Here is a 13,038-nt window from a genome sequence, read left to right on the forward strand (position 1 = left end):
AGGCCCCGCAGGGCCCGCCGCCCCAGCAGCCCGGCTACGGCTATCCGCAGCAGCACCAGCCGCAGCGGTACGCCCCCCCCCCCGCCCCCCCCCCCCCCCCCCCCCCCCCCCCCCCCCCGGGCCCCCCCCCCCCCCCCCCCCCCCCCCCCCCCCCGCGCCCCCGCCCCCCCGCCGCCCCCCGGCCCGCGGGCGGTGCTACTGCCCGCAGTTGGAGTAGGGCGTCAGCGGAGGATGTTGGCCAGCAAGCGGGCCGCTCTTCGGGTTTTCGGGGTGGAGAGGAGGCGGGCTGCCGGGCGGAGTACCGCGGCGGTGGCTCCCGCCGGCTGCCAGGTGATCTGGAGGCGGCCCGGGTTGTGGCCCTCCGGGCGGAGGGTGACGCGGTGGGGGGTGAGGCCGGTGCGGTAGGGGACGCGGGCCGCGAGGGGCGGGAAGGCCGGCGGCGCCAGCAGGATGCCCGTGTGGGTGCGGCCGCGATGGCGCAGGCGGAGCACGGGATGCCGGGTACCCGCGAAGCCGTGCAGGGGGAGGCGGGCCGCCGCCAGGTCCAGGCGGACGCGGCCCTCGAAGAGCCCGGGGCGGACGGGCGAGAGGCGGAAGGGCACCGTGAGGCGTCGGCGGCCGGGGGAGAGGTGGAGCACCGCGCGCTGCGGGCCGACGGGGAGGCGCAGGGCCGGGTCGTAGGTGCGGACGGTGAGGTCGACCGACGCACCGGGGCCCCGCGTGATCTCCGTGATCTCGTGCCGGAGCAGGGCGGTGAAGAACGGGCGGGTGTCCAGTTCGAGGTCGGTCAGGTCCAGCTCCCGCCGGGCCTCGGGGGAGGCCGGGACCTCCTCGCCCCAGTACACGCGGCCGCTCTCCTCGTCCGGTGTCACCCGGCGCGGTGCCACCTCGTGGCCGAGGCCGCGGGCCGCCGTGCGTACGTCGGACAGGCGCCGGTCGCGCAGCAGCCGCAGGACGACCCGTTCGGCGCGGGGCAGCCGGGCACAGGCGCCCTCGGCGAGCGTGTCGAGGTAGGGGTTCATCAGGTCCGCGAAGGAGGCCAGCCAGGTGTCGTCCCGGTAGGGGAGGTCACCGGCGTACATCCGGAAGTCGTGCTTGAGGAACTTGAAGTCCTTGTCCTCGCGCAGCCCCTCGTGCCCGCTCTCGGCCAGGAACGCGTCGATGAGGCGCTGCACGTGGACGCGGTCGCGGACGTTGGTGAGCTTGTGCCGCTGGTTGGAGATGGAGGCGGTGTCGGAGGCGGCGTACGGGGCGATGTACCAGCGGTAGACCGGCTCGGGGACGACGGTGAACGTCTTGGCCAGGCAGTACGCCTGCGCCGAGAAGAGCTGGTCCTCGTAGTGGATGCCCTCGGGGAAGCGCAGGCCGTGCCGGTCGAGGAAGGCGCGGGCGTACATCTTGCTGGTGGAGAGGTGCTCGAAGAACAGCCGCGGGTCGGCCTCGATGCCGTCGAGGGTGCGGCGCTCGGCGACCAGGTGCGGCATCCAGGTCGTACGGCGTCCGCCGTCCACGCGGACGCGGTGCACGGCGCCCATGGCGAAGTCCAGGTCGCGTTCGCGGTGGGCGGCGAGCAGGACCTCGACGGCGCGTTCGGGGAGTTCGTCGTCGCTGTCCAGGAACATCAGGTACGGCGCCCGCGCGATCTCCAGGGCGCGGTTGCGCGGGGCGCTGCACCCGCCGCTGTTCTCCGGCAGCCGGAGGTAGACGACCCTCGGGTCGTGGGCGGCCAGTTCGCGGGCCACCTCCTCGGTCGCGTCGGTCGAGTGGTCGTCGCTGATGACGACCTCGATGTTCGCGTGGGTCTGGCGCAGCGCGGACGCGACCGCGCGGGGGAGGCGTTCGGCGTCGTTGTAGACGATGACCGTGACGGTGACGTCCGGGATCTCCAGCGGGAGAAGCGGGTCCGGGGCCGGGCTCGTGCTCGTGGCCGTCCTCATGACGAGGTCGCCTCCTCGGGGCTCGGGGCCGGAGTGCGGTCCTCGACCGGCAGGACCGGGGGCAGCGTCCGCTCGTCCTCGCCGAGGAAGACCCGGCGCACGACGCGTTCGGCGGCGCGGCCGTCGTCGTACTCGCAGAACCGGCGCCGGAAGGCGGTCCGGGCCTTCGTCGCGCGCTCGTCGTGCCAGGCGTCGCAGGTGAGGATCTCGGTCAGCTCCGCCTGGGTGCGGGCGACCGGTCCGGGGGCCTCGGCCATCAGGTCGAAGTAGACGCCGCGGGTGGTGCGGTAGGTCTCCCAGTCGTCGGCGTGGATGACGATCGGGCGGTCGAGGTTGGCGTAGTCGAACATGATCGACGAGTAGTCGGTGACCAGCGCGTCGGCGGCCAGGCACAGCTCCTCGACGGGTTCGTAGGAAGAGACGTCGACGAGGCGGCCGGTGCGGCGCAGGCCCGCCAGCGGGGCCGAGGGGGCGGCGGCGCTGTCGTAGAAGTAGTGGGCACGCACCAGCAGAACCGTTTCTTCACCGAGTCGGTCGGCGAGGGCCGCGAGGTCCAGGCGCGGGGTCCAGCCGGCCTCGTAGTCGCGGTGGGTGGGCGCGTAGAGGACCGCGCGGCGGCCGGGTGCGATGCCGAGGCGCTCGCGGGCCGCGCGGACCTCGGCGGGACCGGCGGTGTAGTACACGTCGTTGCGCGGGTAGCCGTGGTCGAGGGAGATGTGGCGGGACGGGTAGGCCCGCTGCCACATACGGGTGGAGTGGCTGTTGGCGGAGACGCTGAAGTCCCACTTGTCGACGCGCGCCAGCAGCGCCCGGAAGTCCAGGCCGTGGGCGGCGGCGGGGTACGGCAGCTGGTCCACGCCCATGCGTTTGAGCGGGGTCCCGTGGTGGGTCTGGAGGTGGACGGCGCCGGGGCGTTTGACCACCGCGTCAGCGAAGTTGACGTTGTTCACCAGGTACTTGGCGCGGGCCAGCACCTCCCAGTAGCGGCGGGTGCCGGGCACGACGTGGTCGGTGCCGGGCGGCAGCAGGGCCGCGCCCTGCGCCGTGACCACCCACACCGGGTGGACGCCCGGGGCGAGTTCGGCGAGCTTGGCGGCGATCGCGGCCGGGTTGCAGGCCACCCCGCGGTTCCAGTACGCCGAGAAGACCGCGAGGTGCGGGTCGAGGGGGCGGGCCAGGGCGGCACGGTACTGGAGCGTGCGCAGCCGGGTGCCGGCCCGGCGTCTGCCGGTGCGCGCGGCGGAGCGCACCCCGCGGCGGGCGTGGCTGGCCCGCTGGAGGGCGCGGTACCTGCCGTAGGCGCCCTCCTCCAGGAGCGACCGGCGTACGCCCTCCAGCCCGGCCGGGCGCCTCAGTCCTTCGGGGCGGTGGCGCCGGGCGGTCACCGACGCCCGGTGGAAGAACTCCCGCGCCACGTCGTCCGGCATCCCGGCGCGGGCGAAGGTGTGCAGGCAGTCGCGGATCATCAGGTCGTACAGGACGCCGTGGACGGCGGGTCGTCCGGCGGTGAGGCCCAGGAGCGCCTCGTAGCGGTCGACCAGCGCGTACCGCTGCGCCGCGGTGGGCGGCGGCAGGCTCTCGGGGCGCAGCCGTCGGTCCTCGTACGCCGGGTGGGGCAGGCAGGCGACGCGGTCGGCGAGCAGCAGCGCGGCGTACGCGGCGAAGGGCTCGTCCTCGGTGGTCAGGAGCCGTTCGTTGGCCCGCCAGAAGCCGGCGCGCACGGCCCGGTTGCCGAGCAGCGGGGTGAGGCGGAGCAGCCCCGCGCGGTCGTCGAGGGCGACACCCTCCCCCGCGCGGCCCGCGCGGGCGAGGCGGGGGCCGTCGGGGGAGGGCAGACCCGAGGCCCGCCAGGAGCTGCGGACGTGGTCGAGGAGCAGGACCTGCACGGCGTCGGGGAGCGCAGCGGCGCGCTCGGCGACGGCGGGCGGGGCGCCGACGGGCAGCCCGTCCTTGGCGTGCACGAAGTGCAGCCACCGGCCCCGCGCCCGGGCCGCCCCCGCCGAACGGGCCGCAGCGTCACCGGCTCCGTCCGGCAGGGGCAGCACGGTGAAGGCGGGGGCGTGCCGCTCGGCGACCTCCCGCGCCCAGTCCCCGACGGCGGCGACGATCACCTCGACGCCGGTGAGGGGATGGGCGTCCAGGGAGTCGAGGAGGGCGGGCAGGTGGTCCTGGACGTTGGCGCCGTGGACGATGACGCTGAGGTCGGGGGCCGTCTCGGACATCGCGGTGACGGACATCGCGGGGACTCCTTCGCCTTCGTCGCTCCCGGAGCACTCCTGTGGTCGACTGCTATTCGGTCATCGTGACATCAATCGGGCAAAAGGGTTAATTGTGAGTACGCCTCACGGGCGACGGGACGGTGCGCTCACGCGGGTGTCGGCGCCTTCGGTGTCTTTGGTGCGGGCGCGGCCTTGGCCTGCGGATTGGGCTTCGGACCGGGCTTCGGGCCGGGTTTCGCCGCCGGGCCCGGGCCCGCGGTGAACTTCTCGTACTCCTTGAGGACCTCCTCCGTCGGCCCGTCCATCCGCAGTTCACCGCGCTCCAGCCACAGCACCCGGTCGCAGGTGTCCCGGATGGACTTGTTGCTGTGGCTGACCAGGAACACCGTGCCGGCGTGCTTGCGCAGCTCCCGGATGCGTTGCTCGGACCGCTTCTGGAAGGAGCGGTCGCCGGTGGCCAGGGCCTCGTCGACGAGGAGGACGTCGTGGTCCTTGGCGGCGGCGATGGAGAACCGCAGGCGGGCCGCCATGCCGGAGGAGTACGTGCGCATCGGCAGGGTGATGAAGTCGCCCTTGTCGTTGATCCCGGAGAAGTCGACGATCTCCTGGTACCGCTCCTTGACCTGGGCGCGGGACATGCCCATCGCCAGGCCGCCGAGGTACACGTTGCGCTCGCCGGTGAGGTCGTTCATCAGGGCGGCGTTGACGCCGAGCAGGGAGGGCTGGCCGTCGGTGTAGATGCGGCCGTTCTCCACCGGAAGCAGGCCCGCGACCGCCTTGAGCAGCGTCGACTTGCCCGAACCGTTGGTGCCGATCAGGCCGATGGCCTCGCCCCGGTACGCCACGAAGGACACGTTCCGCACGGCGTGCACCCGGCGCACGCCCGCGGCCTTCTCGGTCTTCTTGCGGCGCAGGATGCGATTGAGGGCGGCGGTCGCGGAGCCGCGGCCGGCGCCGGTGCCGTTGACCCGGTAGACGATGTCGGCGCCGTCGACGACGACGGTGGGTACGCGCTCGGCCGCCTGCTCGGCGGCAGCGGCGGTGCTGTTGTTGTCAGCCACGACCGTAGGTCTCCTCGGCCTTCCAGAAGTAGACGAAGCCGCCGATCCCGGCGACCAGGGCCCATCCCGCCGCGAGCGCCCACACGTGGGGCGGCAGCTGACTCCCGTGGAAGCTGTCGATCAGGGCGAAGCGCATCAGGTCGATGTAGACCGCGGCGGGGTTGACCTGGAGGACGGTGCCGACCCAGGACGGCAGGCCGCTGTCCGGGCCGGTCATGTGGTGGATGCTGAACATGACGCCCGAGGCGTACATCCAGGTGCGCAGCAGGAACGGCATCAGCTGGGCCATGTCGGGGATCTTCGAGCCCACCCGGGCCATGACCATCGCGACGCCCGCGTTGAACAGGAACTGCAGCACCAGCGCCGGGACGGCGAGCAGCCAGGACGGGCCCGGCGGCACGCCGAACGCCAGCAGGATCAGGACCAGGGCGGCCATCGAGAACAGCAGCTGCTGGAGCTGCTGGAGGCAGAACGACACCGGCAGCGCGGCGCGCGGAAAGTGCAGGGCACGTACGAGGCCGAGGTTGCCGGAGATGGCGCGGGTGCCCGCCATGATCGAGCTCTGCGTGAACGTCCACACGAACACGCCGGTGACCAGGAACGGGACGAAGTCCTCCACGCCCCGGCTGGTGTTCATCAGCATGCCGAAGATGAAGTAGTACACCGCCGCGTTGAGCAGGGGCGTCATCACCTGCCAGACCTGGCCCAGCTTGGCCTGGCTGTACTGGGCGGTGAGCTTGGCGGTGGAGAAGGCGCCGATGAAGTGCCGGCGCGCCCACAGCTCACGGATGTACTGGGGCAGGGAGGGGCGGGCGCCGCTGACCGTCAGCCCGTGCCGGGCGGCGAGCGCCGCGAGGTCGGTCCCGGCGGCGGGGCCGGGGTCGGTGGTGGCCCGGGTCGAGGCCCGGGTCGGGGGAGGGGGGTCGAGGACCTGGCTCACATCCGGTGCTTTCGCTCGGGGGAGGGGGCGAGAGGGCGACGCCCGTCGTTCACCTGGGTGACCGTGTGTGTTCATTTACGTCGGGACGGCACCGTATCGTCGTGACGTGAGCGTAGGCCGTGGCAACGCCGGAACGCAACCGTTTCGTCGTTACGCCCTATGCTTGACTCGCATGACGACCAACGCCGCCGCCGACGAGCCGGCGCCGCGCCCGCGCCGCCGGGCCCCCGCCGGGGCGGCGGTGCTCCGCGAGGACGTGACCGAGGCCATTCGCGCGGCGGTCTTCGAGGAACTGGCGGCGGTCGGCTACGCCCGGATGTCCATCGAGGGCATCGCGCGCCGCGCGGGGGTCGGCAAGACCGCCGTCTACCGGCGCTGGCGCTCCAAGCTGCACCTGGTGCTCGACATCGTCTCCGCGCTGGCCGTGCAGGGCCTGCCCGCGCCGGACACCGGTTCCCTGGAGGGGGACCTGCGGCTGCTGTACGAGGTGACGTCCCGAGCCCTGCGCCACCCGGTGGCCTCGCAGATCATCCCCGACCTCCAGGCGGAGGCGGCCCGCAACGCCGACATCGCGCAGGCCCTGCAGAAGACGCTGCGGGAGGGCCAGGACGGCGTCGCCAGCAAGATCCTCGCGGCGGCGGCCGAACGCGGCGAGCTGGGCCCCGGCCTCGACACCGACCTGGCCCTCGACCTGATCTCGGGCCCGCTGTACTGGCGCTCGGTGGTCGTCCGCGGACCGAAGCCGCCGAAGGGCTACCTGGGCTCACTGGCCCGCGCCACGGCGCAGGGACTCAAGTCGCTCTGAGCCCGGGGCGAGTGTCAGTGGGTCCTGTCACGATGCCCGCATGGAACGAGTGGAACCGACGGAACCCATGGACGTGACCGAACCCGCGGCGGTCGTGCGGGAGTTCTGGACCCGCATGCAGGCCCGGGACTGGGACGGCCTCGGCGCGCTGCTCGCCGACGACCTGGTGGTGGAGTGGCCGGTCAGCGCCGAGCGGATCGACGGCCGGGCGAACTTCGTGGGCGTCAACGCGGAGTATCCGCAGGGCTGGTCGATAGAGGTGATACGCATCGTGGCCGACGGCGCGACCGTGGTCTCCGAGGTGGAGGTCCCGCACGAGACGATGGGCGTCCACCGGGCCCTGTCGCTGTGGACGGTCCGGGACGGACGCATCACCGGGGGCCGCGAGTACTGGACGGAGCTGGGCTCGGACCCGTCGCCGCAGTGGAGGGAGCCCTTCGTGCGACCGCTGTAGCCGGCTCGCCCTCACCAGCCGGCGAGCCGGACGACCTGCGCCGCGATGTCCGGCACCGCCCGGCCGTCCGTGGGCACCCGCACCGTGCCCACGGGAGCCTCCTCGGCCAGCCGCCGGGCCATGCGCAGACTCCGTTCGATGTGGACGCCGAGCTGCGATCCGGTCTCGCGCACGGCGAGCCGCCGGCGCACGGTGGCCTCGTCGGCGGTCAGCAGGACGCAGGTGACCCTGACCTCGTCCCCGCCCATGGCCCGCCCGATCATCGGCGCCTCGAGGATGCTCACGGTGTTGGTGTAGAGCAGCCTGCGCTGACCGAGCGCCGCGTAGTTCGCCCACACCGCGGCGATGTTCCGCTCGGTGATCGCGGTACGGTGCGGGTCGCCGTCGGGTGCGGGATGGATCTGGTCCATGGCGTCCCCCTCGATCAGGCAGTGCGCGGTGCCGGCCGCCCGCAGCAGCGCGGACACCTCCCGGCCGACGGTGCTCTTGCCGACGCCGGAGCCCCCGCCTATGAGCAACAGGTCGTAGGTACTGCCTTCTTGGTCCATGCCGGCAGTGTGCGTCGTCACCGGGGGCGCGTGCGCGCGAACGCGACTTCCGCGCCGGCGCCGGGCCGGACCCGGCGACGTACGATCGGGCGGGCTGCGAGTGGCCGCACGTCGACTTAGAGGACCACCTGCGCGCCTTCTACGTCGACGCCTGCGGTTCCAAGGAGACGACGGCCGGCCTCATCGCCCTGTGACGCGCCGCCGGGCGGCACACTGGCCCCATGATCCCAACAGACCCCAAGGCCAACCTCCGCTTCTACCTCCAGTCCGCCCGCGACGCGCTGCTCTGGAAGCTCGAAGGGCTCTCGGAGTACGACATACGGCGACCGGCGACGCCGACCGGTACCAATCTGCTCGGGCTGGTGAAGCACGCCGCCACCGTGGAGCTGGGCTATCTCGGCGAGGTCTTCGGGCGGCCGTCGGGGGAGCGGTTGCCCTGGATGGAGGAGGGCGCCGAGGCCGACGCGGACATGTGGGTCACCGCCGACGAGTCGCGCGAGTACGTCGTCGGGGTGTACCGCCGGGCGTGGGCCCACGCGGACGCGACGATCGACGCGCTGGCGTTGGACACGGTCGGCAAGGTGCCCTGGTGGTCGGCGGGCAAGGACGAGGTGACCTTGCATCATGCCGTGATCCGCGTGATCGCGGACACCCAGCGGCACGCCGGTCACGCCGACATCGTCCGGGAGCTGACGGACGGCGCCGTGGGGATGCGCGAGGACAACGTCGGGCTGCCGGAAGGGGATGCCGCGTGGTGGGCGGCGTACCGGGACCGGATCGAGCACGCGGCTCGGGAAGCCGGGCGCCGGGGGACGGACCAGACCCGATGAGGCGGGCGTGGACGGGCCCGGTGCTGCTGCTGATCGCCGGGGCGGGGGCCGCGACCGGGCCGTTCGTCCAGGGGCGCACCGGGACGGGTGCCGTACTGCTGCTGGTGTTCGTGGCGTTGGCGGGGGCGACCTCGCCCCTGGTGTTCCCCAGGTCGGTCGGTGCGGTGGAGGCGCGGCGGCGCAGTGCCGTGGACGGGCGGCCGGTGGTGTTCTGGCGGCCGGGCTGTACCTACTGCCTGCGGCTGCGCCTCCGGCTGGGGCGCAGCGCCCGGCGGTTGCACTGGGTCGACATCTGGCGGGACGAGGCCGGGGCGGAGTTGGTGCGCGGGGCCAACGACGGCAACGAGACCGTGCCCACGCTGCTCGTGGCGGGCCGGGCCTACACCAATCCCGACCCGGCCTGGGTGCGCGAGCAGGTCTCCTCTACCCGGTGACGACCCGGGGGCGTCAGTCCCGTGCGGCCTCCGGGTGGAGGCGTACCCAGCCTGCCCACGCCGACGCGATCATGTCCTCGACGTCGTGCTTGGCCTTCCAGTCCAGTTCGACGGCGGCGCGGTCGGCCGAGGCGACGACGCGGGCCGGGTCGCCGGGGCGGCGGGGGGTGACCGTCGGCGGCTGGTCGTAGCCGGTGACGGCGTTGATGCGGTCGATCATCTCGCGGACGGAGACGCCCTCGCCGCGGCCGATGTTCAGCGTGAGGGTGGCGCCGGGGGAGGACTGGAGGGCGCGGGCCGCGGCCACGTGGGCCTCGGCCAGGTCGACGACGTGGATGTAGTCGCGCACGCAGGTGCCGTCCGGCGTCGCGTAGTCGTCGCCGAAGATCCGGGGGGCCGCGGACTCCGTGAGCTTCTCGAAGACCATCGGGACGAGGTTGTAGACGCCGGTGTCGGTCAGCTCCGGGCTCGCCGCGCCCGCCACGTTGAAGTACCGGAGGGAGGCCGTGGCGAGGCCCGTCGCCTTGCCGGTGGCCCGGACCAGCCACTCGCCGGCCAGCTTGGTCTCGCCGTACGGCGACATCGGCACGCAGGGCGTCTCCTCGGTCACGAGGTCGACGTCGGGCATGCCGTACACCGCGGCGGAGGAGGAGAAGACGAAGGACGGCACCCCGGCCGCGGTGACCGCGTCCAGCAGGACGCGCAGGCCCTCCACGTTCTGCCGGTAGTAGTGCAGCGGCAGGTCCACCGACTCGCCGACCTGCTTCTTGGCGGCCAGGTGCACCACGCCCGTGACGGAGTGGTCGGCCAGGGCGCGGGCGACCCGCTCGCCGTCCAGGATCGAGCCCACCACCAGGGGCACACCGTCGGGCACGCGCTCGGCCACCCCCGTGGACAGGTCGTCGTAGACCACGGCCTTCTCGCCCGCTTCGGTCATCGCCCGTACGACGTGCGCCCCGATGTATCCGGCGCCGCCGGTGATCAGCCAGGTCATTGCGGCTGTCCCCTTCGTTCGGTGGTCCTTGGTAGCCATGATCCGTCATCGCGGCGCCCGCCGGGCGCCCGCACCCGTCAGGACGCTTCGGGTGCCGGACCGGTGCCGTACGCGTCCAGCGCCGCCGTGAGCCGGTCGAGGCGGGCGCGCAGGTCCTCGACCTCGGCCAGGTCCAGGCCGGTCGCCGCGGCGATCCGCCGGGGCACCTCGACGGCCCGCTCGCGCAGCGCCACGCCCTGTTCGGTCAGCCGCACCTCCACCGACCGCTCGTCGCGCGTGCTGCGCTCGCGCCGGACCAGGCCGGCCGCCTCCAGCCGCTTGAGCAGCGGCGACAGCGTGCCGGAGTCGAGACGGAGGTGCTCGCCGAGCCTCTTCACGGGCAGCTCGCCGTGCTCCCACAGCACCAGCAGCACCAGGTACTGGGAGTAGGTGAGCCCCAGGTCCTTGAGGACCACGCGGTAGACGCTGCCGAAGGCGCGCGACGCGGCGCTCAGGGAGAAGCAGATCTGCTGGTCCAGGCGGAGCCAGTCGGTCGCGGGCTCCGTCGCGGGCTCCGTATCGGGCTCGGTTGCGGGCGTGGTCATGCGCTCCAGGGTAGCCGACCGACCTTGTCCACGATTTAGTTGTGCGCAATCTAGTTGCGGGCAACCGAGTGGCGTGCTCTACTTGTGGCTGTCAGGCACACAGGCCCCTCCCGAACTCCTGAACTTCCGAACTCCTGAAAGGGACGGTTCTCCCATGGACGCGCTCTACACCGCCGCCGCCACCGCCACCCACGGCCGCGACGGCCGTGCCGTCAGCTCCGACGGCACGCTCGACCTCGCCCTCGGCATCCCCGTCGAGATGGGCGGCAACGGGCAGGGCACCAACCCCGAGCAGCTCTTCGCGGCCGGGTACGCGGCCTGTTTCGGCAGTGCCCTCGGCGTGGTCGGCCGGGCGGCGAAGGTGGACGTCAGCGACGCCGCGGTGACCGCCGAGGTCGGCATCGGCAAGCAGGGCGAGGGCTTCGCGCTCGCCGTCACCCTCCGGGTCGAGCTGCCCGAGGGTCTCGACGAGGAGACCGGGCGCAAGCTGGTCGAGCAGGCCCACCAGGTCTGCCCCTACTCCAACGCCACCCGCGGCAACATCCCGGTCGAGCTCGTCATCGAGTAGTCGCGCCCGCACCGGAGGCGGTCACCCGACCCGCGCCAGCACCTCCCCCGTCCGCTCGCTCCACGCCACCACCACCGCCTCCTCGGGCACCGGGTGCCAGCGCGTCAGCAGCAGCCAGCGGACGTGGTAGCGGCGGACGACCGCGGCGCGCTCGGCGCGGGTCGAGCCGGGCGCCAGGTACGCCCTGACGTCGGCCACCCGCCGGCCGCGCTCGCGCTCGTCCAGCGCCGGGTCCGGCCAGGCGGGCGCCGCGAGGTTCGGCCCGTACCCGGCGATGGCGTGCCCGGCGTAGTAGCCGTCGGTGATCACGACCTCGCCGGGGCCGATGTGCCGCGCCGCCCAGGTGTACGACGGCCAGTCGGGCGGCTGCTCGAAACCGACCGGGTCCAGCGCCCGCGGCACCACCGCCCCCGCGTGGACCGCGAGGAACCCCAGCAGGGCGCCCGCGGTCGCGGTCAGGCCCAGCGCCGTCCGCCACCGCGCCCACGGCCGGGGCGCGGCCAGTTCCACCGCCAGGGCGAACTGGAGCGGCACCAGTGTGAGCCCGAGGATCCGGCCGTAGGTGTAGTGGCCGCTGATCCAGCCGTACGCCACCACGGCGCAGTCCAGTGCGAACATCAGCACCAGCGGGTCCCGGCGTGAGCGGCGTCCGCGCGCCCACAGGGCCGGCAGGCCGAGCAGGGCCAGCCAGAACTCCCCGGGCAGGTCGAGGTACAGGACCCGGTGCATCGTGTCGATGCTGTCGTCGCCGGCCAGCGCGAACACGTCGAAGTACGGCCAGGCCGCCGCCGCCCCCACCGCCACGGCGCCCGCCAGTGCCCACCGCCCCGCGACCGGCCCGCGCCACCCGCGCTGCCATCCGGCCACCAGCGCCACCGCGCCGAGCACCGCCGCCACCGAGGTGATCGGGTGGACGAGGAGGATCACGCCGTACAGGACGCCCAGCGCCCCGTATCCGGGAAGGCCGCGCAGTCCGCCCGGCCCCACGTACCGCACCCGGCGCCCGTCCCGCGCCCGCGCCCCGGTCAGCGCCCAGGCCCAGAAGGTCAGCCCGATCGCGAAGGTCGACGGGTAGCCGAGGTTGCCCGTCATCGACATCAGCCCGAGGTAGCCGCTCCACCAGGCCCGCTCGGTGCCCCACAGCAGCGTCATCGCGCCCAGCGCCAGCACCGGCGCCCACGGGCGCGGGGTGAGTACCCGCACGAAGCGGTTCAGGCCGGTCAGCAGCACCAGCAGGTTCAGCGGCCCGGCGAGCCGCACCACCTCCCAGCCGCCCAGCCCCGTCAGCCGGGCGAACGCGCCCTCGGCCACCGCGTAGGGCGAGTAGTACGCGCTGCCCGCGCCCGGCAGGTCGGCCATCGGGTGCCGGGGGCGGAGCAGGTCCGCCTTCAGGCGCTCGACGACGGCCGCGTGCTGGCCCGCGTCGCAGCACAGCGGCACCGCCCAGTACGCCAGCGTCATCACGAGGAAGAAGAGGAATCCGGCGACCTGGTAGGGGGTGGGGCGCCAGGCGCGTCCGCCGCGCAGTGCCGTCGCGCCGCGCACGGGCTGCCGGACGAGGAGGTCGGCGCTCACGAAGCAGAGGAGGTGTGGGGCATTCGGGACATTTGGCGTATGTTCCCGGTGGGGTCACCCCCGCCAATCGCTCACCGGTCCAAGTCACC

13 protein-coding genes are annotated in these 13,038 nt (G+C 73.5%); 5 read left to right on the top strand and 8 right to left on the bottom strand.

Annotation, left to right across the window (positions count from 1 at the left end; genetic code table 11):
- Window positions 1-221 precede the first annotated feature (221 nt).
- The 4 genes from ACH4D3_RS05610 to ACH4D3_RS05625 all read right to left on the bottom strand — a co-directional run bounded on the left by ACH4D3_RS05610 (window position 222) and on the right by ACH4D3_RS05625 (window position 6,157).
- Window positions 222-1,937, bottom strand: coding sequence for a glycosyltransferase family 2 protein (locus tag ACH4D3_RS05610; RefSeq protein WP_398316680.1), 1,716 nt, complete (start codon window positions 1,935-1,937; stop codon window positions 222-224).
- On the bottom strand, window positions 1,934-4,174 hold the full coding sequence (locus ACH4D3_RS05615; protein ID WP_398316682.1) for a CDP-glycerol glycerophosphotransferase family protein: 2,241 nt from the start codon (window positions 4,172-4,174) through the stop codon (window positions 1,934-1,936). The genes ACH4D3_RS05610 and ACH4D3_RS05615 overlap by 4 nt, the downstream gene beginning before the upstream one ends.
- A gap of 128 nt (window positions 4,175-4,302) precedes the next feature.
- Window positions 4,303-5,217 (bottom strand): ABC transporter ATP-binding protein, encoded by a 915-nt coding sequence (locus ACH4D3_RS05620; protein ID WP_398316684.1) that lies wholly within the window; start codon window positions 5,215-5,217, stop codon window positions 4,303-4,305.
- Window positions 5,210-6,157 (bottom strand): ABC transporter permease, encoded by a 948-nt coding sequence (locus tag ACH4D3_RS05625; protein ID WP_398316686.1) that lies wholly within the window; start codon window positions 6,155-6,157, stop codon window positions 5,210-5,212. The genes ACH4D3_RS05620 and ACH4D3_RS05625 overlap by 8 nt, the downstream gene beginning before the upstream one ends.
- A 172-nt stretch (window positions 6,158-6,329) precedes the next feature.
- Here ACH4D3_RS05625 and ACH4D3_RS05630 point away from each other — a divergent pair, with 172 nt between their 5' ends.
- Together ACH4D3_RS05630 and ACH4D3_RS05635 are read left to right on the top strand one after the other, a co-directional pair.
- Window positions 6,330-6,962, top strand: a complete 633-nt coding sequence (locus ACH4D3_RS05630) for a TetR/AcrR family transcriptional regulator (protein WP_398316688.1) — start codon at window positions 6,330-6,332, stop codon at window positions 6,960-6,962.
- A 40-nt stretch (window positions 6,963-7,002) separates the two neighbouring features.
- Window positions 7,003-7,416: a nuclear transport factor 2 family protein gene (locus ACH4D3_RS05635; protein ID WP_398316690.1), complete on the top strand. Its 414-nt coding sequence runs from the start codon at window positions 7,003-7,005 to the stop codon at window positions 7,414-7,416.
- 11 nt (window positions 7,417-7,427) lie between these two features.
- On the opposite strand, the gene ACH4D3_RS05640 is transcribed toward ACH4D3_RS05635, so the two are convergent.
- Window positions 7,428-7,964, bottom strand: coding sequence for a hypothetical protein (locus ACH4D3_RS05640; RefSeq protein WP_398316692.1), 537 nt, complete (start codon window positions 7,962-7,964; stop codon window positions 7,428-7,430).
- Between the two features lie 221 nt (window positions 7,965-8,185).
- On the opposite strand from ACH4D3_RS05640, the gene ACH4D3_RS05645 reads away from it, so the two are divergent.
- Window positions 8,186-8,794 (top strand): DinB family protein, encoded by a 609-nt coding sequence (locus ACH4D3_RS05645; protein WP_398316693.1) that lies wholly within the window; start codon window positions 8,186-8,188, stop codon window positions 8,792-8,794.
- The gene (locus tag ACH4D3_RS05650) at window positions 8,791-9,228 is read left to right on the top strand and encodes a glutaredoxin domain-containing protein (RefSeq protein ID WP_398316695.1); all 438 of its coding nucleotides are present in this window, start codon (window positions 8,791-8,793) and stop codon (window positions 9,226-9,228) included. Before ACH4D3_RS05645 ends, ACH4D3_RS05650 begins: the two co-directional genes overlap by 4 nt.
- Before the next feature lie 13 nt (window positions 9,229-9,241).
- Here the strand turns inward: ACH4D3_RS05650 and galE are convergent, their stop codons facing one another.
- Both galE and ACH4D3_RS05660 read right to left on the bottom strand, forming a co-directional pair.
- On the bottom strand, window positions 9,242-10,222 hold the full coding sequence (gene galE, locus ACH4D3_RS05655) for a UDP-glucose 4-epimerase GalE (RefSeq protein ID WP_398316697.1): 981 nt from the start codon (window positions 10,220-10,222) through the stop codon (window positions 9,242-9,244).
- 77 nt (window positions 10,223-10,299) lie between these two features.
- On the bottom strand, window positions 10,300-10,806 hold the full coding sequence (locus ACH4D3_RS05660; protein WP_398316699.1) for a MarR family winged helix-turn-helix transcriptional regulator: 507 nt from the start codon (window positions 10,804-10,806) through the stop codon (window positions 10,300-10,302).
- Window positions 10,807-10,960: 154 nt separating this feature from the next.
- On the opposite strand from ACH4D3_RS05660, the gene ACH4D3_RS05665 reads away from it, so the two are divergent.
- Entirely contained in the window at window positions 10,961-11,374 is a 414-nt protein-coding gene (locus ACH4D3_RS05665) for an organic hydroperoxide resistance protein (protein WP_398316701.1), read from the top strand.
- Window positions 11,375-11,395: 21 nt separating this feature from the next.
- Here ACH4D3_RS05665 and ACH4D3_RS05670 read toward each other — a convergent pair whose 3' ends face one another.
- Window positions 11,396-12,949 (bottom strand): hypothetical protein, encoded by a 1,554-nt coding sequence (locus ACH4D3_RS05670; protein WP_398316704.1) that lies wholly within the window; start codon window positions 12,947-12,949, stop codon window positions 11,396-11,398.
- Window positions 12,950-13,038 lie beyond the last annotated feature (89 nt).

The organism is Streptomyces sp. NPDC018026, assembly GCF_044327745.1.
GTDB classification, from domain to species: domain Bacteria; phylum Actinomycetota; class Actinomycetes; order Streptomycetales; family Streptomycetaceae; genus Streptomyces; species Streptomyces rubrogriseus.

Excerpts from the sequence above, each read along its gene's own strand:
- ACH4D3_RS05635 (WP_398316690.1), top strand. The coding sequence starts at position 7,003 with ATGGAACGAGTGGAACCGACGGAACCCATGGACGTGACCGAACCCGCG.
- ACH4D3_RS05610 (WP_398316680.1), bottom strand. The coding sequence starts at position 1,937 with ATGAGGACGGCCACGAGCACGAGCCCGGCCCCGGACCCGCTTCTCCCG.
- ACH4D3_RS05660 (WP_398316699.1), bottom strand. The coding sequence starts at position 10,806 with ATGACCACGCCCGCAACCGAGCCCGATACGGAGCCCGCGACGGAGCCC.
- ACH4D3_RS05665 (WP_398316701.1), top strand. The coding sequence starts at position 10,961 with ATGGACGCGCTCTACACCGCCGCCGCCACCGCCACCCACGGCCGCGAC.
- ACH4D3_RS05615 (WP_398316682.1), bottom strand. The coding sequence starts at position 4,174 with ATGTCCGTCACCGCGATGTCCGAGACGGCCCCCGACCTCAGCGTCATC.
- ACH4D3_RS05640 (WP_398316692.1), bottom strand. The coding sequence starts at position 7,964 with ATGGACCAAGAAGGCAGTACCTACGACCTGTTGCTCATAGGCGGGGGC.
- ACH4D3_RS05645 (WP_398316693.1), top strand. The coding sequence starts at position 8,186 with ATGATCCCAACAGACCCCAAGGCCAACCTCCGCTTCTACCTCCAGTCC.
- ACH4D3_RS05630 (WP_398316688.1), top strand. The coding sequence starts at position 6,330 with ATGACGACCAACGCCGCCGCCGACGAGCCGGCGCCGCGCCCGCGCCGC.
- galE (WP_398316697.1), bottom strand. The coding sequence starts at position 10,222 with ATGACCTGGCTGATCACCGGCGGCGCCGGATACATCGGGGCGCACGTC.
- ACH4D3_RS05650 (WP_398316695.1), top strand. The coding sequence starts at position 8,791 with ATGAGGCGGGCGTGGACGGGCCCGGTGCTGCTGCTGATCGCCGGGGCG.